Below are 20590 nucleotides of genomic sequence, written 5' to 3' on the forward strand. Positions count from 1 at the left end.
CTTTCCGTGAGCACCTTCAAGGCCCCCAAGGGCACGTACGACCTCATCCCGCCGGACAGCGCGAAGTTCCTGGCGGTCCGCGAGGCCATCGCGGCCCCGCTGCGCAACTCCGGCTACGGCTACATCGAGACGCCCGGCTTCGAGAGCGTGGAGCTCTTCGCGCGCGGTGTGGGTGAATCCACCGACATCGTCACCAAGGAGATGTACGCCTTCGAGACCAAGGGCGGCGACCGGCTCGCCCTGCGGCCCGAGGGAACGGCGTCCGTGCTGCGCGCGGCGCTGGAGGCCAACCTGCACAAGGCGGGCAACCTCCCCGTCAAGCTCTGGTACTCCGGCTCCTACTACCGCTACGAGCGCCCGCAGAAGGGCCGCTACCGCCACTTCTCGCAGGTCGGCGCCGAGGCGATCGGTGCCGAGGACCCGGCGCTGGACGCCGAGCTGATCATCCTGGCCGACCAGGCGTACCGCTCGCTGGGCCTCAGGGATTTCCGCATCCTCCTCAACAGCCTGGGCGACAAGGAGTGCCGTCCGGTGTACCGGGAGGCGCTCCAGACCTTCCTGCGCGGGCTGGACCTCGACGAGGAGACGCTGCGCCGCGCGGAGATCAACCCGCTGCGCGTGCTCGACGACAAGCGTCCGGACATCCAGAAGCAGTTGGGCGACGCCCCGCTGCTGCGTGACTACCTGTGCGACGCCTGCAAGGCGTACCACGAGGAGGTCCGTGAGCTGATCACCGCGGCGGGCGTGGCCTTCGAGGACGACCCCAAGCTGGTGCGCGGCCTGGACTACTACACCCGTACGACCTTCGAGTTCGTCCACGAAGGCCTGGGCTCCCAGTCCGCGGTGGGCGGCGGCGGTCGCTACGACGGCCTGTCCGAGATGATCGGCGGCCCCGCACTGCCGTCCGTCGGCTGGGCCCTCGGCGTCGACCGCACGGTCCTCGCCCTGGAGGCGGAGGGCGTGGAGCTCGAACTCCCCTCCACGACCAGCGTGTTCGCGGTCCCGCTCGGCGAGGAGGCCCGCCGGGTGCTGTTCGCCAAGGTGGGCGAGCTGCGCAAGCAGGGCATCGCGGCGGACTTCTCCTACGGCGCCAAGGGCCTCAAGGGCGCCATGAAGAACGCCAACCGCAGCGGCGCCCGCTACACGGTCGTCGCCGGTGAGCGCGACCTCGCCGAGGGCGTGGTCCAGCTCAAGGACATGGAGTCCGGCGAGCAGACGGCGATCGGCGTCAACGAGATCGTGGCCGAGCTGGAGTCCCGCCTCGGCTAGTGCCGCGGCCGTGGCCCCACCCGGGAAGGCGCCGGACACCGCACCTGGTGTCCGGCGCCTTCGCCGTTGCCTCAGGTGCCCGTCGCCCGGCCATATGGTGAACCGTCAACCCGGTGGGCGTCGATTCGTCCTGCCAGGGGATTCCGACAGGCGAGCGGCACGCGCGTGTGCCCGTCTCGAGGGCCGGACCCAGGGCTCCGATTGCCCCGGAGGGTCTCCACGCACTGCGCCAAGCAGGGCGAACGCCCCGCCCATGCCGATGCCCTCGACGGCGTGCGTGGCCCCGTACGGCCCCCGCGGGTGTCGGCCGGAACCGTTCGCCCGGGGGCGACCGAGCGGCCTTCCTTATGTCCACCGAACGGTGGACAGGGCCCCGTGTGCGGCACAATGGCCCCTGCCCGAAGAAGGTCCAACTCTCAAGCAGACGGAATCGGCGTGATGAGCAAGACCACAGTCAAAGACGTCTCCACCGAGCCCGAGCCTTCGTCGGCGGGCCCGGACGGCGCACCGCGCGCGGCGGGCGGCAGCCGTGCCCTCGCCCTGCTGCTGGTGATCACCGGCGCGGCCGGCCTGCTCGCCGCGTGGGTCATCACGATCGACAAGTTCAAGCTGCTCGAGGCCAAGGTCGCCGGCACGTCCTACACCCCCGGCTGCAGCCTCAACCCCGTGGTCTCCTGCGGCAGCGTCATGGAGTCCAAGCAGGCCGCCGCCTTCGGCTTCCCCAACCCGATGCTCGGCCTCGTCGCCTACGGCATCGTCGTCTGCGTCGGCATGAGCCTGCTCGCCCGGGCCCGCTTCCCGCGCTGGTACTGGCTGACCTTCAACGCCGGCACCCTCTTCGGCGTCTCGTTCTGCGCCTGGCTGATGTTCCAGTCCCTGTACCGGATCAACGCGCTGTGCCTGTGGTGCTCCCTGGCCTGGGTCGCCACGATCATCATGTTCTGGTACGTGACCTCGTTCAACGTGCGCAACGGCTTCCTGCCCGCCCCGCGTTGGCTGAAGAGCTTCTTCGGCGAGTTCACCTGGGTGCTGCCCGTTCTGCACATCGGCATCATCGGCATGCTGGTCCTGACCCGCTGGTGGGACTTCTGGACCAGCTGACCGGACCGCTCCGGCGCCCGGCGGGATTGTCAGTGCGGTGAACTAGGGTTTTGAGCGTGGAGCCCGATCTGTTCACCGCAGCCGCAGAAGAACGCCAGGAGAAGGACCCCGCCGGGAGTCCCCTGGCGGTCCGCATGCGCCCGCGCACCCTCGACGAGGTGGTGGGCCAGCAGCACCTGCTCAAGCCCGGCTCGCCCCTGCGCCGCCTGGTCGGCGAGGGCGCGGGCGGCCCGGCGGGACCGTCCTCGGTGATTCTGTGGGGCCCGCCCGGCACCGGCAAGACGACCCTGGCCTACGTGGTCTCCAAGGCCACCAACAAGCGGTTCGTCGAGCTGTCGGCGATCACCGCGGGCGTCAAGGAGGTCCGCGCGGTCATCGACGGCGCCCGCCGCGCCACCGGCGGCTACGGCAAGGAGACCGTCCTCTTCCTCGACGAGATCCACCGCTTCAGCAAGGCCCAGCAGGACTCCCTGCTCCCGGCCGTCGAGAACCGCTGGGTCACGCTGATCGCGGCGACCACCGAGAACCCGTACTTCTCGATCATCTCCCCGCTGCTCTCCCGCTCCCTGCTGCTGACCCTCGAACCCCTCACCGACGACGACGTCAGGGGGCTGCTGAGGCGGGCCCTGACCGACGAGCGAGGGCTGAAGGACGCCGTCGCCCTCAGCGAGGACGCCGAGGACCACCTCCTGCGGATCGCCGGCGGTGACGCCCGCCGCGCCCTGACCGCCCTGGAGGCCGGCGCCGGGGCCGCGCTGGACAAGGGCGAGGCGGAACTCTCCCTCACCACGCTGGAGGAGACGGTCGACCGCGCGGCCGTGAAGTACGACCGCGACGGCGACCAGCACTACGACGTCGCCAGCGCCCTCATCAAGTCCATCCGCGGCTCGGACGTCGACGCCGCCCTGCACTACCTGGCCCGCATGATCGAGGCCGGCGAGGACCCCCGGTTCATCGCCCGGCGCCTGATGATCTCCGCCAGCGAGGACATCGGGCTCGCCGACCCGAACGCCCTGCCCATCGCCGTCGCCGCGGCCCAGGCCGTCGCCATGATCGGCTTCCCCGAGGCCGCGCTGACGCTGAGCCACGCCACCATCGCCCTCGCCCTGGCCCCCAAGTCCAACTCCGCGACCACGGCGATCGGCGCCGCCATGGAGGACGTCCGCAAGGGCCTGGCCGGACCGGTGCCCCCGCACCTGCGCGACGGGCACTACAAGGGCGCCGCCAAGCTCGGCCACGCCCAGGGATACGTCTACCCGCACGACCTGCCCGAGGGCATCGCCGAGCAGCAGTACGCCCCGGACGCGATCAAGGACCGCGAGTACTACGAGCCGTCCCGGCACGGCGCCGAGGCCCGGTACGCGGACGCGGTGGAGTGGACCAGGAAGCACCTCGGTCGCAAGCGGTCCTGAGCGCCCTGTAGAATCCCTCGAAGTGCTGTGTCCCGTGCAGTCAGAACGGGACGGTCAGCCGGAGCTCCGGTCCTCGGACCGGCTCCAGGAGCGTCGCGCACCGATCGAATGGTGTCGCGGGCAGCCCACCACCATCCGTCGTACGACGGAACCGGTCGGTGGGCCACTCGCGTGCTGCACGTTGTGCCCAGACCAGGGAGCGGCTGCCCGACGGGTCCCCAGCAGACCCGGAGGGTTTCCCCGGCTGCGGATGCGACCTCCCTCGACTCTGACAAGCCGAACACCGAGAAATGAGAGATCGTGGCGAACCAGTCCCGCCCCAAGGTCAAGAAGTCGCGTGCCCTCGGCATCGCGCTGACCCCGAAGGCCGTCAAGTACTTCGAGGCCCGTCCCTACCCCCCGGGTGAGCACGGCCGTGGCCGCAAGCAGAACTCGGACTACAAGGTCCGTCTGCTCGAGAAGCAGCGTCTGCGCGCGCAGTACGACGTCTCCGAGCGTCAGCTCGTCCGCGCCTACGAGCGCGCCTCCAAGGTCCAGGGCAAGACCGGTGAGGCCCTGATCATCGAGCTCGAGCGCCGTCTCGACGCGCTGGTCCTGCGTTCGGGCATCGCCCGCACGATCTACCAGGCCCGTCAGATGGTCGTCCACGGCCACATCGAGGTCAACGGCCAGAAGGTCGACAAGCCGTCCTTCCGCGTCCGTCCCGACGACGTCGTGATGGTCCGCGAGCGCAGCCGTGAGAAGACCCTCTTCTCCATCGCCCGCGAGGGTGGCTTCGCCCCCGACGGCGAGACCCCGCGCTACCTCCAGGTGAACCTCCGCGCCCTGGCCTTCCGCCTGGACCGCGAGCCGAACCGCAAGGAGATCCCGGTGATCTGCGACGAGCAGCTCGTCGTCGAGTACTACGCCCGCTGATCACCAGCCGGACGTAGCACACGCACCACCTCAGCCCGCCGTCTCCCCGCCCTTCCGGGTGGGCGAGGCGGCGGGTTCGTGCAGGGCCACCGCACCCTGGGCGTGCCGGGCCGGTCCGCGCGGCGCGGGCAGCGCCTCCACCGGCCGCCCCAGCACCCGGGCCACCGCGGCCTCCCGGCCGAGCCGTCCGCCCTCCCGCACGCACTCCTCGTACCGCTGGTCGCCCAGCCGCTCCCGGGCCGTCGCCTCGCACCGTTCGTGCGGGGCGTTGTAGTAGGCGGAGCCGAACAGCGGCAGACCGACCGAGGGCCACATCGCGGCCGCCGCGCCCTGGAGGACCGCCGCCTCCGCCGGGTCGCCCTGCACCGCCGTGACCAGGGCCAGCAGCTCGATCGTCAGGACCGTGCCGAGCAGGTCGTGGAAGGAGTGGGCGGCGCCGAGGCAGTCGGTCAGCAGGGCGCGGGCCGCCGCAGGGTCGCCCTCGCTCCAGGCCGCGTAGGCCAGCACGTACAGCGCGTACGACCTGGCCCAGCGCTCGCCGTGGTCCTCGCAGACCTGCCGGACGTCCTCGCAGAGGCTGACCGCCTCCGGCAGATCGCCCTGGAAGGCCCGGGCCATCGCCAGTTCCACCTGGCCCATCAGCACGTTGCTGTTGAGCTCGCCGATCTCCCGGTAGCGCCCCAGCGACGAGCGCAGCAGCGTCTCCGCACGGGCCATGTCGTCCGTGACCAGGGCCAGACACCCGGTGCGGTGCTCGGCGTAGGCCACCGCCATGGGGTTCGCCGACCGCTCCGCCTCCTGACGGCACTCCTGGAGCGCGGCGAGCGCGGGCACCGTGTCGCCCTGGAGGATCGCCACGTAACCCAGCACCCACAGGGCCTTCAACCGCGACAGCTCGTTGTCGGACTCCAGTCGCACGGCCTGCTCCAGCCAGTGCCGGCCCTCCGACAGCCGTCCGCAACCGGCCCAGTAGAACCAGAGGGACCCGGCGAGGTACTGGCCCAGGTGCGTTTCGTCCGGGTCGGACAGACAGTGGTCCAGGGCGGAGCGCAGATTGGGCAGTTCCGCCTCGACGCGCGCGGCGACCTCGGCCTGGCGCGGCGAGAACCAGTCCAGCTCGCACCAGGTGGCCAGGCCCAGGTACCAGTCACGGTGCCGTCGTCGCAGCCGGGCCGCGTCGCCGCTCGCCTCCAGCCAGTCGGCGCCGTAGGCCCGGACCGTGTCCAGCATCCGGTAGCGCACCCCCGTCACGGACTCCTCCCGCGCGACCACGGACTGCGCGAGCAGTTCCGTCAGCACGTCGAGGACGTCCTGCTCGGCCAGCCCGTCGCCGCTGCAGACGTACTCCGCGGCCTCCAGGTCGAAGGGCCCGGCGAACACCGACAGACGCGACCACAGCAGCCGCTCCTCGGACGTGCACAGCTCATGGCTCCAGCCGATCGCCGTACGCAGCGTGCGATGCCGGGGCAAGGTGTCCCGCCCGCCGCCGGCCAGCAGCCGGAACCGGTCGTCGAGCCGCTCCAGCAGCTGCCCGGGGGACAGGGCCCGCAGTCGCCCGGCGGCCAGTTCGACCGCGAGCGGGATGCCGTCCAGGCGCCGGCACAGTTCCGGCACGGCGGGATCGACGGCGGCGACCACCTCCGACCCGGCCGCCTCCGACCCGGCCGCCTCCGACCCGGCCGCCTCCGACCCTGAAGCCCGCGACCCGGCCGCCCGCGACAGGAAGAGCTCCACGGCCTCGTCCTGCGCCAGCGGGCCGAGCGTGAACACCCGCTCGCCCGCCACGGACAGCGGTCTGCGGCCCACCGCGAGCACCCGGAGGCCGGGCGCCTTCCGCAGCAGGTCGGCGACCAGTTCCGCGCACGCCTCCACGAGATGCTCGAACCCGTCCAGCAGCAGCAGGAGTTGACGCCCGGGCCCGCGCTCGGCGAGATGGGCGAGCAGGATCTCGCGCGGCGGCCGTGTGGTGTGGTCGGTGAGCCCCAGCGTCTCCAGGACCGCGAAGTCCACGAGCTCCGGATCGCGCACCGCGGCCAGTTCGACCCGCCAGGTGCCCTCGCGCGCCGCCGCCCGGGCCGCCAGCCGGGACTTGCCGATGCCGCCGGCCCCGGTCACGGTCACCAGCCGCGCGTTCTCCAGGAGCCGGGACAGTTCCGCGAGTTCGGCCGAGCGCCCCACGAACGCGTCCAGTTCGAGGGGCAGATTGCCGTCGCAGAGCCGATGGTCACGCATGGGACACGGAGCGTACTGAACCGTGTTCACTCCGTACAATCGCTTCGCGCAACCCGGCCCGCGCGACGGCGGCAATCCGGTACGGAGCCGCACCCGCGGCGCGATAGGCTCGGCCTACTGGGTTTTCATGGTTCCAAAGATGTCAGACACGTATACGGGAGCGGGTGCGCAGTGTCCGGTGGCGAGGTGGCCGGGATCCTGGTGGCCGTCTTCTGGGCGATCCTGGTGTCCTTCCTCGCCGTAGCGCTGGCGAGGCTGGCCCAGACGCTCAGGGCGACCACCAAACTCGTGGCGGACGTGACCGACCAGGCCGTACCGCTCCTGGCGGACGCCTCCTCGGCGGTCCGCTCCGCGCAGACCCAGATCGACCGGGTCGACGCGATCGCCTCGGACGTCCAGGAGGTCACCTCCAACGCCTCCGCGCTGTCCACCACCGTCGCCTCCACCTTCGGCGGTCCCCTCGTCAAGGTCGCGGCCTTCGGGTACGGCGTGCGCCGGGCGATCAGCGGCCGCAAGGACGACGTGCCCGCCAAGGCACCCCGGCGTACCGTGATCGTGGGCCGTACCGTCCCGGCGTCACGACGGAGCAAGCGGAAGAAGGACTGAGACCAAGCGATGTTCCGCCGTACGTTCTGGTTCAGCACGGGCGTCGCCGCCGGTGTGTGGGCCACCACCAAGGTCAACCGCAAGCTGAGGCAGCTGACCCCCGAGAGCCTCGCCGCCACCGCGGCGAACAAGGCCATCGAGGCCGGTCACCGCATCAAGGACCGCGCGGTGGGCTTCGCGCTCGACGTCCGCGACAACATGGCCCAGCGGGAGGAGGAACTCGGCGACGCGCTCGGGCTGAACGCCCCCGTCGACCCCGAACTCCCCGCGGCCCGGCGGCACGCCGCCATCGAGAACCGCAACCACCCGAAGTACGTCGAGGGATCGACGTACCAGACGTACTCGCACAACCGGAATGAGGACCACTGATGGAGTCGGCCGAGATTCGCCGCCGCTGGCTGAGCTTCTACGAGGAGCGCGGTCACACCGTCGTCCCTTCGGCGTCGCTCATCGCGGACGACCCGACTCTGCTCCTGGTCCCCGCCGGCATGGTGCCCTTCAAGCCGTACTTCCTCGGTGAGGTCAAGCCGCCGTGGGCGCGCGCCACCAGTGTGCAGAAGTGCGTGCGCACCCCCGACATCGAAGAGGTCGGCAAGACCACCCGGCACGGCACCTTCTTCCAGATGTGCGGCAACTTCTCCTTCGGCGACTACTTCAAGGAAGGCGCCATCAAGTACGCCTGGGAGCTGCTCACCACGCCCCAGGACAAGGGTGGTTACGGCCTGGAGCCGGAGAAGCTCTGGATCACCGTCTACCAGGACGACGACGAGGCCGAGCGCATCTGGCACGAGGTCGTCGGGGTGCCGAAGGAGCGCATCCAGCGCCTCGGCATGAAGGACAACTACTGGTCCATGGGCGTCCCCGGACCCTGCGGCCCCTGTTCCGAGATCAACTACGACCGCGGCCCCGACTTCGGCGTCGAGGGCGGCCCCGCCGTCAACGACGAGCGGTACGTGGAGATCTGGAACCTCGTCTTCATGCAGTACGAGCGCGGCGAGGGCATCGGCAAGGACAACTTCGAGATCCTCGGCGAGCTCCCCAGCAAGAACATCGACACCGGCCTCGGACTCGAGCGCCTGGCGATGATCCTGCAAGGCGTGCAGAACATGTACGAGATCGACACCTCCATGGCCGTCATCAAGAAGGCCACCGAGCTGACCGGTGTCGCGTACGGCGACGCCCACGACTCGGACGTCTCCCTGCGCGTGGTCACCGACCACATGCGCACGTCCGTGATGCTCATCGGCGACGGTGTCACCCCCGGCAACGAGGGCCGCGGTTACGTCCTGCGCCGCATCATGCGCCGCGCCATCCGCAACATGCGCCTCCTCGGCGCCACCGGTCCGGTCGTCAAGGACCTGATCGACACCGTGATCGCCATGATGGGCCAGCAGTACCCCGAGCTGGTCACCGACCGCGAGCGCATCGAGAAGGTCGCCGTCGCCGAGGAGAACGCCTTCCTCAAGGCCCTCAAGGGCGGCACGAACATCCTCGACACCGCCGTCGCCGAGACCAAGCAGGCCGGTGGCACCGTCCTGTCCGGCGACAAGGCGTTCCTGCTCCACGACACCTGGGGCTTCCCGATCGACCTCACCCTGGAGATGGCCGCCGAGCAGGGGCTGTCCGTGGACGAGGACGGCTTCCGCCGCCTGATGAAGGAGCAGCGGGACCGCGCCAAGGCCGACGCCCAGGCCAAGAAGACCGGCCACGCCGGTGCCGGTGCCTACCGCGAGATCGCGGACAAGGTCGGCGAGACCGACTTCATCGGCTACTCGGACACCGAGGGCGAGTCCACGATCGTGGGCATCCTCGTCGACGGCGCCTCCTCCCCGGCCGCCACCGAGGGCGACGAGGTCGAGATCGTCCTCGACCGGACCCCGTTCTACGCCGAGGGCGGCGGCCAGATCGGCGACACCGGAAAGATCAAGGTCGACTCCGGTGCCGTCATCGAGGTGCGCGACTGCCAGAAGCCGGTCCCGGGCGTCTACGTCCACAAGGGCGTCGTGCAGTTCGGCGAGGTCACCGTCGGTGCCAAGGCGCACGCCTCGATCGACGCCCGCCGTCGCACCGCCATCGCCCGCGCCCACTCGGCCACCCACCTGACCCACCAGGCCCTGCGCGACGCGCTCGGCCCGACGGCCGCCCAGGCCGGTTCCGAGAACCAGCCCGGCCGCTTCCGCTTCGACTTCGGTTCCCCGTCCGCCGTTCCCACGGCCGTGATGACCGACGTCGAGCAGAAGATCAACGAGGTGCTCGCCCGCGACCTCGACGTCCGCGCCGACGTCATGGGCATCGACGAGGCCAAGAAGCAGGGCGCCATCGCCGAGTTCGGCGAGAAGTACGGCGAGCGGGTCCGCGTGGTCACCATCGGCGACTTCTCCAAGGAGCTGTGCGGCGGCACGCACGTCCACAACACCGCGCAGCTCGGCCTGGTCAAGCTGCTGGGTGAGTCGTCGATCGGCTCCGGGGTCCGCCGTATCGAGGCGCTCGTCGGTGTCGACGCCTACAACTTCCTCGCCCGTGAGCACACGGTCGTCGCCCAGCTCCAGGAGCTGATCAAGGGCCGCCCGGAGGAGCTCCCGGAGAAGGTCTCCGCCATGCTCGGCAAGCTGAAGGACGCCGAGAAGGAGATCGAGAAGTTCCGCGCGGAGAAGGTGCTCCAGGCCGCCGCCGGTCTCGCCGAGTCCGCCAAGGACATCCGCGGGATCGCGGTCGTCACCGGGCAGGTCCCGGACGGCACCACCGCCGACGACCTGCGCAAGCTGGTCCTCGACGTACGCGGCCGCATCCAGGGCGGCCGGGCCGTCGTCGTGGCCCTCTTCACGGTCAACAACGGCAAGCCGCTGACCGTCATCGCCACCAACGAGGCCGCCCGTGAGCGCGGTCTCAAGGCCGGTGACCTGGTCCGCACCGCCGCCAAGACCCTCGGCGGCGGCGGTGGCGGCAAGCCGGACGTCGCCCAGGGCGGTGGCCAGAACGCGGCCGCGATCGGCGAGGCCGTGAACGCCGTGGAGCGCGCGGTCGGGGAGACGGCCAAGTAATGCGCAGAGGACGCCGGCTCGCGATCGACGTCGGGGACGCCCGGATCGGGGTTGCCTCGTGCGACCCCGACGGGATCCTCGCCACCCCGGTGGAGACGGTCCCGGGCCGGGACCTCCCGGCCGCCCACCGGCGGCTGAAGCAGATCGTCGAGGAGTACGAGCCGATCGAGGTCGTGGTCGGTCTCCCGCGCTCCCTCAAGGGGGGCGAGGGACCGGCGGCGGTCAAGGTCAGAGGCTTCGCCCAGGAACTGGCGAAGGGCATCGCCCCCGTCCCGGTCCGCCTGCTGGACGAGCGGATGACCACGGTCACCGCGAGCCAGGGACTGCGCGCCTCCGGCGTGAAGTCCAAGAAGGGCCGCTCCGTCATCGACCAGGCAGCCGCTGTGATCATCCTCCAGCAGGCGCTCGAATCCGAACGGGTGTCAGGTAAAGCACCCGGCGAGAGCGTCGAAGTGGTCATCTGATCGCGATACGGTAACGTTCCGCGCGACTGCGGCGCTGTTCGAACAGGTGCCGCACAGAGAGAGGCGGTCCGGATGCCGAGCCACAAGCCGCGCGACCGCCGCCTCGCGGCTCTAGGGGATCGATGACTGAGTATGGCCGGGGCCAGGAAGGTTCCGAACCGTGGCATCCGCAGGACCCGTACTACGGGGACGGCGGATGGGAAGGGCAGCAGGCCCCTATGGGTCAGCAAGCTGCCTACGGCGGCCAGCCGCAGCACTATCCGCACGAGCCGCAGCAGTCCGAGTACGGCGACTGGGACACCGGCCGACAGGCCGACCAGGGCCAGGCACAGCAGCAGTACCAGCAGCAGTACGACCCCCAGCAGAGCTACGACCAGCAGCAGTACGTCCCCCAGCAGCACCAGCAGTACGACGGCCAGAACCAGTACGACAGCAACGGCTGGGGCGCGGGGACGCCCACGCAGGTCCCGTACACCGACCCCTCGGACCCCTACGGTCAGCAGGCCGCCGTGTACGCCACGGGGGAGCAGCCCGACTACTACGGCACCCCTGACGCGTACCCGCCGCCGGAGCCGCCGAGCCGCCGGCGCACCGAGCCGGAACCGCAGCAGACGGACTGGGACCCCGGCCCCGACCAGGGGGAACACGCCTTCTTCGCGGGCGGCGGGGGCGCGGACGAGGACGCGGACGACACCGGCGACCCCGGGGCCCCGGGCGGCCGGGGCGACCGCAGGGGGCGCGGCGGCAAGAAGCCGAAGAAGCGGCGCAGTGGCTGCGCCTGTCTGGTGGTCCTGCTGGTGTTCGGCGGCGGGATCGGCGGCGTCGGCTACTTCGGCTACCAGTTCTACCAGGATCGTTTCGCCCCCGCGCCGGACTACGCGGGCGACGGCACCGGCGAGCGCGTGGTCATCAGCATCCCGAAGGGCGCCAACGGGACGGAGATGGGCCGGCGTCTGGAACTGGCGGGCGTGGTCAAGAGTGTCGACGCGTTCGTGGCCGCGTTCACGCAGAACAAGAAGGCGGGCCAGATCCAGGCGGGCACCTATCTGCTGAACAAGCAGATGTCGGCCGAGAGCGCCGTCGAGCTGATGCTCGATCCGAAGAGCCAGAACAACGTGCTCGTCAAGCCGGGCGAGCGCAACCTGTCCGTCTACAAGGCCATCGACAAGAAGCTCGACCTCTCCTCCGGCACCACCAAGAAGGTCGCCGAGGCGAAGTACAAGAGCCTCGGTCTGCCCGACTGGGCGGACAGCAACGACGACATCAAGGACCCGCTGGAGGGCTTCCTCTACCCGGGGACCTACGGCGCCGCCAAGGGCATGAAGCCCGAGACGGTCCTGAAGGAGATGGTCGGCCGAGCCGCGAGCAAGTACGCCTCGCTCGACCTGGAGGCCAAGGCCGAGGCGCTCAAGCTGGACAACCCGCTCCAGCTCGTCACGGTCGCGAGCCTCGTCCAGGCCGAGGGCAAGACCGCCGAGGACTACCGCAAGATGGCGGAGGTGGTCTACAACCGCCTCGACCCCGCCAACCCGGAGACCTACGGCGCCCTGCAGTTCGACTCGACGTACAACTACCTGAAGAACGAGAGCAACATCGACGTCACCGAGTCGGAGGTCAAGGAGAACCAGGACCCGTACAACACGTACAAGCACAAGGGTCTGCCGCCGGGTCCCATCGACAACCCGGGTGACGAGGCGATGGAGTCGGTGCTGAACCCGACCCACGACGGCTGGTACTACTTCGTGGCGACCGACGGTGTGAACACGACCGAGTTCGCCAAGACGCTGGCCGAGTTCAACAAGCTCAAGGACAAGTTCAATGAGAGCAGGGGCAACTGACGCCCGCCGGGCAGCCGTGCTCGGTTCCCCCATCGCCCACTCCCTCTCCCCGGTGCTGCACCGCGCCGCGTACGAAGAACTGGGGCTCACCGGCTGGTCGTACGACCGGTTCGAGGTCGACGAGGCCGCCCTGCCCGCCTTCCTCGCCGGGCTCGGACCGGAGTGGGCGGGGCTGTCGCTGACCATGCCGCTGAAGCGGGCGGTCATCCCGCTGCTCGACGAGATCACCGAGACGGCCCGCTCCGTCGAGGCGGTCAACACCGTCGTCCTCACCGAGGACGGCCGCCGCGTCGGCGACAACACCGACATCCCCGGGATGGTCGCCGCCCTGCGGGAGCACGGCATCGAGCAGGTGGACTCCGCCGCGATCCTCGGCGCCGGCGCCACCGCGTCGTCCGCGCTGGCCGCGCTGGCCCGCGTCTGCACCGGCGAGATCGTCGTCCACGTCCGCAGCGAGGCCCGGGCCGCCGAGATGCGGCAGTGGGGCGAGCGCCTCGACGTCGAGGTGCGCACGGCGGACTGGGCGGACGCGGCGGACGCGCTGCACCGGCCCCTGGTGATCGCCACCACCCCGGCCGGTACGACGGACGCCCTGGCCGCGGCCGTGCCCGAACGGCCCGCCACCCTCTTCGACGTGCTCTACGAACCGTGGCCCACCGAACTCGCGGCCCGCTGGTCCATGTTCGGCGGAGCCGTCGTCAGCGGACTCGACCTGCTGGTGCACCAGGCGGTCCTCCAGGTGGAGCAGATGACGGGGGCGCCCCGGGCCCCGCTGGCGGCCATGCGAAAAGCGGGCGAGCGCGCGCTGGCCGCCCGCTAGGATCCTCCAGGTTCCGCAGGGGGCGGAACGGGAGGGGGTTTCGACGTGTCCGCAGGCGTGCAGCTGGCATCCGGCAAGAGCGAGATATTCGAGGCAGTACTGAGGTTCATGCCCGACTGGGTGCAGATCACGGTGCTCGCCCTGGTCGTGCTCGCGGTGCTCGTCTCCTGGGCGCTGAAGCTCAAGCGCAAGATCGACTACCGGCGTGCCGTGCGCAACGGGCAGCCGATCCACGCGGCGGCACAGTACGGACAGGGGAGCGGCGCCGACTACCTCGGGGCCTGGGCGCCCCAGCAGGCGCCGGCCCAGCCGCAGCAGAGCGGCGCCGACTTCCTCGGGGCCTACGCGCCGCCGAACCAGCAGGGCAACGGCTCCGCCTGAGCCGCCATGGCCGCCACGCGTCCGCCTGATGGACCAGCGGCGGGCGCAGTGGGCCGGACATGGGAGGATCGAAGGTGGCGGGCCGGGGCCGCGCACCCGGTCGCGCCGATGCCGTACGCGAGGACGCGCGTACGCAGGGCAGTACGAGGGCGCGAGCACTGAGGAGCACCGTTGAGCAGGTTGCGCTGGCTGACCGCGGGGGAGTCCCACGGCCCCGCACTCGTGGCGACGCTGGAGGGCCTTCCGGCCGGCGTGCCGATCACCACGGAGATGGTGGCGGACCACCTGGCCCGGCGCCGGCTCGGCTACGGGCGCGGTGCCCGGATGAAGTTCGAGCAGGACCAGGTCACCTTCCTCGGCGGCGTCCGGCACGGTCTCACGCTGGGCTCCCCGGTCGCGATCATGGTGGGCAACACCGAGTGGCCGAAGTGGGAGCAGGTCATGGCGGCCGACCCCATCGACCCGGACGTCCTCGCCGGTCTCGCCCGCAACGCGCCCCTGACCCGTCCGCGCCCCGGTCACGCCGACCTCGCGGGCATGCAGAAGTACGGCTTCGACGAGGCGCGTCCGATCCTGGAGCGCGCCTCCGCGCGGGAGACCGCCGCCCGGGTGGCGCTCGGCGCCGTCGCCCGGTCGTACCTCAAGGAGACGGCCGGTATCGAGATCGTCAGCCATGTCGTGGAGCTGTGCTCGGTGAAGGCCCCGGCCGGGGTGTACCCGACGCCGGCCGACGTGGAGAAGCTGGACGCCGACCCGCTGCGCTGCCTGGACGCCGACGCCTCGAAGGCGATGGTGGCCGAGGTCGACCAGGCCCACAAGGACGGTGACACCCTCGGCGGCGTGGTCGAGATCCTGGCCTACGGCGTCCCCGTGGGCCTCGGCTCCCACGTCCACTGGGACCGCAAGCTGGACGCCCGGCTCGCCGGCGCGCTCATGGGCATCCAGGCGATCAAGGGCGTCGAACTCGGCGACGGGTTCGACCTCGCGCGGGTGCCGGGCTCCAAGGCGCACGACGAGATCGTCAGCACGCCCGAGGGCATCCGCCGGGTCTCCGGCCGCTCCGGCGGCACCGAGGGTGGTCTGTCCACCGGCGAGCTGCTGCGGGTCCGTGCCGCGATGAAGCCGATCGCGACCGTGCCGCGCGCCCTGCAGACCGTGGACGTCGCCACCGGTGAGGCGGCGCAGGCTCACCACCAGCGCTCCGACGTCTCCGCGGTGCCGGCCGCCGGCATCGTCGCCGAGGCCATGGTCGCCCTGGTCCTCGCGGACGCGGTGGCGGAGAAGTTCGGCGGCGACTCGGTGCCCGAGACCCGCCGGAACGTCCGCTCGTACCTCGAGAACCTGGCCATCCGATGAGCCCCGTGGTCGTCCTCGTCGGCCCGATGGGCGTGGGCAAGTCCACCGTCGGACAGCTGCTCGCCGAGCGCCTCGGGGTCGGTTACCGGGACACCGACGACGACATCGTCGCCGAGCAGGGCCGGGCCATCGCCGACATCTTCGTCGACGAGGGCGAGGCGGCCTTCCGCGCGATCGAGAAGCGGGCGGTGCTGCGGGCGCTGGCCGAGCACGGAGGCGTCCTCGCCCTCGGCGGCGGCGCGATCCTCGACGAGGGTACGCGCGCGGCGCTCACCGGAGTCGACGTCGTCTACCTCTCGATGGACGTCGAGGAGGCGGTCAAGCGCACCGGCCTCAACGCCGCCCGCCCCCTGCTCGCGGTCAACCCGCGCAAACAGTGGCGCGAGTTGATGGAGGCCCGCCGTCACCTGTACGAGCAGGTCGCCACGGCGGTCGTCGCCACCGACGGCCGTACCCCCGAAGAAGTCACCGAAGCGGCCCTGGACGCACTGGAGTTGAAGCAGGCATGAGTGAGGCAGTGACGCGGATCCAGGTCGGCGGCACCGCGGGCAGCGAGCCGTACGAGGTCCTGGTGGGTCGTCAACTCCTGGGTGAGCTCGGCGGGTTGGTCGGCGCCAAGGCCAAGCGGGTCGCCGTGATCCACCCCGAGGCGCTCGCCGAGACCGGTGAGGCGCTGCGTGCCGACCTCGCCGAGCAGGGCTTCGAGGCGATCGCCATCCAGGTGCCCAACGCCGAGGAGGCGAAGACCGCCGAGGTCGCCGCCTACTGCTGGAAGGCCCTCGGGCAGTCGAACTTCACCCGTTCCGACGTCGTCGTCGGCGTCGGCGGCGGCGCCACCACCGACCTGGCCGGTTTCGTCGCCGCGACCTGGCTGCGCGGGGTGCGCTGGGTCGCCGTTCCGACGACCTTGCTCGCCATGGTCGACGCGGCCGTCGGCGGAAAGACCGGCATCAACACCGCCGAGGGCAAGAACCTCGTCGGAGCCTTCCACCCGCCGGCCGGTGTGCTGTGCGACCTGGCCGCGCTGGAGTCGCTGCCGGTCCACGACTACGTCTCCGGTCTCGCCGAGATCATCAAGGCCGGTTTCATCGCCGACCCGGTGATCCTGGACCTCATCGAGTCCGACCCGCAGGCCGCGCGCACCCCGGCGGGGCCGCACACCTCCGAGCTCATCGAGCGGGCCATCCGGGTCAAGGCCGAGGTCGTCTCCGCGGACCTGAAGGAGTCCGGTCTGCGCGAGATCCTCAACTACGGTCACACGCTCGCCCACGCCATCGAGAAGAACGAGCGGTACCAGTGGCGGCACGGCGCCGCGGTCGCCGTGGGCATGCACTTCGCCGCCGAACTCGGCCGTGTCGCAGGCCGGTTGGACGACGCGACGGCCGACCGCCACCGTACGGTCCTGGAGTCCGTCGGGCTGCCCCTGCACTACCGCTACGACCAGTGGCCCAAGCTGCTGGAGACCATGAGGGTCGACAAGAAGTCCCGCGGTGACCTGCTGCGCTTCATCGTCCTCGACGGGCTGGCCAAGCCCACCGTCCTGGAGGGCCCGGACCCGGCGGTGCTGCTCGCCGCGTACGGAGAAGTGGGCGAGTAGTCGGCCGAGGAGTTGTTCGTCCGATGTGCCGTGCGGGCACGGGCACTTAGGACCGCCCCCGGCCGTTCACCATACGGCGGCCGGGGACGGTACCGTTCGGTAGGCAGCGGGGTTCGTCTCCGCTGCCGGCGCCAATTGCCTGCGGCGAGTGAGCCGAGCCAGTAGAACGAGACGGAGTGGCACCGGATGCAGCACGCAGTGGGTTCTCCGCTGCCGCCGCCCCATCAGCCGGGGCACGGACCGGCCGTCGGCTGGTCGCCGGCCGCACAGCACCCGGGAGCGCACCAGGGGTCCGCCCCGGTGCCCCCGCCGCCCCCGGCACCGGGCTTCTCGCCGCCGCCCCCGACCCCGCCGACCTCCCCGGCCCCGGACACCACCGGCCATGTGCCGCTGCCCCCCGGTGTCCCGGTCGGCGCCCCCGCGACCCCACCCGCCCCGGCCGGGGCCGACCCCGCCGGCACCACCCTCGCGGTCCTGCTCATCGGCCCGGCCGGCGCCGGCAAGACGAGCGTCGCCAAGTACTGGGCGGACCACCGCCGGGTGCCCACCGCCCACATCAGCCTCGACGACGTACGCGAATGGGTCCGCTCGGGCTTCGCCGACCCGCAGTCCGGCTGGAACGACCACTCCGAGGCCCAGTACCGCCTGGCCCGCCGCACCTGCGGCTTCGCCGCCCGCAACTTCCTCGCCAACGGCATCTCCTGCATCCTCGACGACGCGGTCTTCCCCGACCGTCCGGTGGTGGGTCTGGGCGGCTGGAAGCGCCATGTCGGACCGGGCCTGCTGCCCGTCGTCCTGCTGCCGGGCCTGGAGATCGTCCTGGAGCGCAACGCCGAACGCTCGGGCAACCGCCGCCTCACGGACGAGGAGGTCGCGCGGATCCACGGCCGGATGGCGGGCTGGTACGGCTCGGGCCTGCCGATCATCGACAACTCCCAGCTGGACGTACCGCAGACGGCCCAGGTCCTGGACGACGTCCTGGCACGCTCGATCGCGAGTCCCCCGAGCTGGTGACTGGACCCGCTTGAGGGGCGCGGGGAACTGCGCGCCCGGCCCCCACCGGCCCGCACCACCCCCATTGGCACCCTCTCAACCGGCATAAAACAGACACCGCTCCTACGCTCGAGACATGTCAGAGGTCCATGCGGCCCGCCGCACCAGACTGAGGGAACGCTGCAACGCGGTCGGCACGACCTCCGCGCTGATCTCCCGCCCCGCCAACGTCCGCTACCTCGCGGGCGCCGCCCCCCAGGGCTCCGTCCTGCTGCTCGGCACGACCGAGGACGTCCTGCTCTGTGCCGATCCGCCCGACGACCGTGCCGGTGAGGGCCGGCCCGACGAGGCGCTGCGCCTGATGACCCTGCCCGGGTCCGGCGGTGACGCCGCCGTCGCGGCCGCCGACCTCGCGGTGATCCAGGGCGTGGACTCGCTCGCCGTGGAGGAGCACCACCTCACCGTGGCCCGGCACCGGGCCCTGCGTTCGGTCGCCCCGAGGATCCGCCTCGCGGACCTCGGCGGAGCCGTCGAGCAGCTCAGGATCGTCAAGGACGAGGAGGAGATCTCCTGCCTGCGCATCGGCGCCGAGATCGCCGACCAGGCCCTGGGGGAGCTGCTGGAGTCCATCCTCGTCGGCCGCACCGAACGCCACCTCGCTCTCGAACTGGAACGGCGCCTGGTGGACCACGGCGCCGACGGTCCCGCCTTCCCCACCTCCGTCGCCACCGGCCCCAACTCCGGCCGGCGGGCGCACCGTCCCACCGACCGCCGGGTGGAGGAGGGCGACTTCCTCTCCGTGTGCCTGGGGGCGACGTATCGCGGCTACCGCTGTGAGATCGGCCGTACGTTCGTGATCGGGACCTCACCGGCCGACTGGCAGATCGAGCTGTACGACCTGGTCTTCGCCGCCCAGCGCGCCGGGCGGGAGGCCCTCGCACCAGGGGCCGCGTACCGTGACGTGGACCAAGCCGCACGTCAGGTGCTGGCCTCCGCGGGCCACGCGGAGGGCCTTGTGGCGCTGACCGGACACGGCGTGGGACTCGAAATCGACGAGGACCCGCAGCTGGCCCCCGCGGCCATGGGTAAACTGGACGCTTGCGTGCCGGTCACCGTAGAACCGGGGGTCCACCTCCCGGGTCGGGGCGGCGTCCGGATCGATGACACGCTCGTCGTACGCCCCGAGGCGGACGGCGGACCCGAGCTACTCACCATCACGACCAAGGAGCTGCTCGCGCTGTAGGAGTGCGTGCGCCGGGGTCGTCCACGTCAGTCCAGGAGATTCCGCAACCGTGGCTTCCACGAACGACCTCAAGAACGGCCTGGTGCTCAAGCTCGAAGGCGGCCAGCTCTGGTCCGTCGTCGAGTTCCAGCACGTCAAGCCCGGCAAGGGCCCCGCTTTCGTGCGCACCAAGCTCAAGAACGTGCTGTCCGGCAAGGTCGTCGACAAGACCTTCAACGCCGGCGTCAAGGTCGAGACGGCCACGATTGACAAGCGCGACATGCAGTTCTCCTACATGGACGGCGAGTACTTCGTCTTCATGGACATGGAGACCTACGACCAGCTCATGGTCGACCGCAAGGCCGTCGGCGACGCCGCCAACTTCCTGATCGAGGGCTTCACCGCCACCGTCGCGCAGCACGAGGGCGAGGTGCTCTTCGTCGAGCTGCCGGCCGCCGTCGAGCTGACCATCCAGGAGACCGAGCCGGGTGTCCAGGGCGACCGCTCCACGGGTGGCACCAAGCCCGCCACCCTGGAGACCGGCCACCAGATCCAGGTGCCGCTCTTCATCACCACCGGTGAGAAGATCAAGGTCGACACGCGTACGAGCGACTACCTCGGCCGGGTGAACAGCTAACCGTGGCTGCCCGCAACACGGCCCGCAAGCGCGCCTTCCAGATCCTCTTCGAGGGCGACCAGCGCGGCGTCGACGTCCAGACGGTCCTCGCGGACTGGATCCGGCTCTCCCGGGGAGACACCCGGCAGCCGCCGGTGAGCGAGTACACGATGCAGCTGGTCGAGGGCTACGCGGAGCACGCGCGGCGCATCGACGAGCTGATCGCGCAGTACTCCGTCGGCTGGACGCTGGACCGGATGCCGGTCGTGGACCGCAACCTGCTGCGTCTCGGCGCCTACGAGCTGATCTGGGTCGACGCGACCCCGGACGCCGTCGTGCTGGACGAGATCGTGCAGCTGGCGAAGGAGTTCTCCACGGACGAGTCGCCGGCGTTCGTGAACGGCCTGCTGGGCCGTTTCAAGGACCTGAAGCCGTCCCTGCGCCGCGACGAGGCGTAAGGGCCGCCAGGCCACCAGAGGTACGACACATGCCAGAGGGCCCGCAGCGTGACTGCTGCGGGCCCTCTGGCATGTCCGGTGCCCCCTGGTGCCCCTGTGGCCCACGGGAGCCGCAGAAAGCCGCCGGGGGGGGGGGGGGGGGGGGGGGGCGCCCCCCCCGGCGGGCCCGGGGGGGGGGGGGGGGGGCGGCGACAAAGCGGTTGTGGGGGGGGGGGGTGCCCACAGTTGTTGGAGCCGGGGGGGGGGAGAAAACGCGGCGCTCCCCCACC

General features: G+C 71.1%; 19 protein-coding genes. 18 read left to right on the forward strand and 1 reads right to left on the reverse strand.

The genetic code is table 11. The features are described from left to right. Positions 1-6 precede the first annotated feature (6 nt). The 4 genes from hisS to rpsD all read left to right on the forward strand — a co-directional run bounded on the left by hisS (position 7) and on the right by rpsD (position 4697). Positions 7-1269, forward strand: a complete 1263-nt coding sequence (hisS, locus tag ACH41F_RS25720) for a histidine--tRNA ligase (protein ID WP_391240811.1) — start codon at positions 7-9, stop codon at positions 1267-1269. A gap of 438 nt (positions 1270-1707) precedes the next feature. Beyond that, positions 1708-2370 (forward strand): vitamin K epoxide reductase family protein, encoded by a 663-nt coding sequence (locus ACH41F_RS25725; RefSeq protein WP_391240814.1) that lies wholly within the window; start codon positions 1708-1710, stop codon positions 2368-2370. A gap of 56 nt (positions 2371-2426) precedes the next feature. Further along, the gene (locus ACH41F_RS25730) at positions 2427-3782 is read left to right on the forward strand and encodes a replication-associated recombination protein A (RefSeq protein ID WP_398837691.1); all 1356 of its coding nucleotides are present in this window, start codon (positions 2427-2429) and stop codon (positions 3780-3782) included. A 300-nt stretch (positions 3783-4082) separates the two neighbouring features. After that, on the forward strand, positions 4083-4697 hold the full coding sequence (gene rpsD / locus ACH41F_RS25735; protein ID WP_123987943.1) for a 30S ribosomal protein S4: 615 nt from the start codon (positions 4083-4085) through the stop codon (positions 4695-4697). Positions 4698-4727: 30 nt separating this feature from the next. Here the strand turns inward: rpsD and ACH41F_RS25740 are convergent, their stop codons facing one another. Further along, entirely contained in the window at positions 4728-6929 is a 2202-nt protein-coding gene (locus ACH41F_RS25740) for an ATP-binding protein (RefSeq protein ID WP_398837693.1), read from the reverse strand. Between the two features lie 171 nt (positions 6930-7100). On the opposite strand from ACH41F_RS25740, the gene ACH41F_RS25745 reads away from it, so the two are divergent. The 14 genes from ACH41F_RS25745 to nusB all read left to right on the forward strand — a co-directional run bounded on the left by ACH41F_RS25745 (position 7101) and on the right by nusB (position 20321). Continuing rightward, complete coding sequence (locus ACH41F_RS25745; RefSeq protein WP_046260067.1) at positions 7101-7535, forward strand: DUF948 domain-containing protein; 435 nt, start codon at positions 7101-7103, stop codon at positions 7533-7535. 9 nt (positions 7536-7544) lie between these two features. Next, positions 7545-7904, forward strand: coding sequence for a hypothetical protein (locus ACH41F_RS25750; protein WP_398837694.1), 360 nt, complete (start codon positions 7545-7547; stop codon positions 7902-7904). Beyond that, positions 7904-10576: an alanine--tRNA ligase gene (gene alaS, locus ACH41F_RS25755; protein ID WP_398837695.1), complete on the forward strand. Its 2673-nt coding sequence runs from the start codon at positions 7904-7906 to the stop codon at positions 10574-10576. Before ACH41F_RS25750 ends, alaS begins: the two co-directional genes overlap by 1 nt. Then, positions 10576-11040, forward strand: a complete 465-nt coding sequence (ruvX, locus tag ACH41F_RS25760) for a Holliday junction resolvase RuvX (protein ID WP_398837697.1) — start codon at positions 10576-10578, stop codon at positions 11038-11040. The genes alaS and ruvX overlap by 1 nt, the downstream gene beginning before the upstream one ends. Before the next feature lie 122 nt (positions 11041-11162). Then, positions 11163-12878: an endolytic transglycosylase MltG gene (gene mltG / locus ACH41F_RS25765; RefSeq protein WP_391240833.1), complete on the forward strand. Its 1716-nt coding sequence runs from the start codon at positions 11163-11165 to the stop codon at positions 12876-12878. Next, on the forward strand, positions 12859-13698 hold the full coding sequence (locus tag ACH41F_RS25770) for a shikimate dehydrogenase (RefSeq protein WP_391240836.1): 840 nt from the start codon (positions 12859-12861) through the stop codon (positions 13696-13698). The genes mltG and ACH41F_RS25770 overlap by 20 nt, the downstream gene beginning before the upstream one ends. 45 nt (positions 13699-13743) lie before the next feature. Then, positions 13744-14079: a hypothetical protein gene (locus ACH41F_RS25775; protein WP_398837699.1), complete on the forward strand. Its 336-nt coding sequence runs from the start codon at positions 13744-13746 to the stop codon at positions 14077-14079. Between the two features lie 171 nt (positions 14080-14250). Then, positions 14251-15435 carry a chorismate synthase gene (gene aroC, locus ACH41F_RS25780; protein WP_391240842.1) on the forward strand — a complete coding sequence of 395 codons (1185 nt, stop codon included), beginning with the start codon at positions 14251-14253 and terminating at the stop codon, positions 15433-15435. Continuing rightward, entirely contained in the window at positions 15432-15944 is a 513-nt protein-coding gene (locus ACH41F_RS25785; protein WP_391240844.1) for a shikimate kinase, read from the forward strand. The genes aroC and ACH41F_RS25785 overlap by 4 nt, the downstream gene beginning before the upstream one ends. Beyond that, positions 15941-17032 (forward strand): 3-dehydroquinate synthase, encoded by a 1092-nt coding sequence (gene aroB / locus ACH41F_RS25790; RefSeq protein ID WP_398837701.1) that lies wholly within the window; start codon positions 15941-15943, stop codon positions 17030-17032. The genes ACH41F_RS25785 and aroB overlap by 4 nt, the downstream gene beginning before the upstream one ends. A 186-nt stretch (positions 17033-17218) precedes the next feature. Beyond that, a complete protein-coding gene (locus ACH41F_RS25795; protein WP_391240849.1) occupies positions 17219-18046 on the forward strand; it encodes a Pro-rich N-terminal domain-containing protein in 828 nt (275 codons plus the stop codon). 115 nt (positions 18047-18161) lie between these two features. Then, on the forward strand, positions 18162-19268 hold the full coding sequence (locus tag ACH41F_RS25800; RefSeq protein WP_398837703.1) for an aminopeptidase P family protein: 1107 nt from the start codon (positions 18162-18164) through the stop codon (positions 19266-19268). 49 nt (positions 19269-19317) lie between these two features. Continuing rightward, positions 19318-19884, forward strand: a complete 567-nt coding sequence (gene efp / locus ACH41F_RS25805; protein ID WP_391240855.1) for an elongation factor P — start codon at positions 19318-19320, stop codon at positions 19882-19884. Positions 19885-19886: 2 nt separating this feature from the next. After that, positions 19887-20321: a transcription antitermination factor NusB gene (gene nusB, locus ACH41F_RS25810; protein ID WP_391240858.1), complete on the forward strand. Its 435-nt coding sequence runs from the start codon at positions 19887-19889 to the stop codon at positions 20319-20321. Positions 20322-20590 lie beyond the last annotated feature (269 nt).

This window comes from Streptomyces sp. NPDC020489, from assembly GCF_044386545.1.
Classification (GTDB): Bacteria; Actinomycetota; Actinomycetes; order Streptomycetales; family Streptomycetaceae; genus Streptomyces.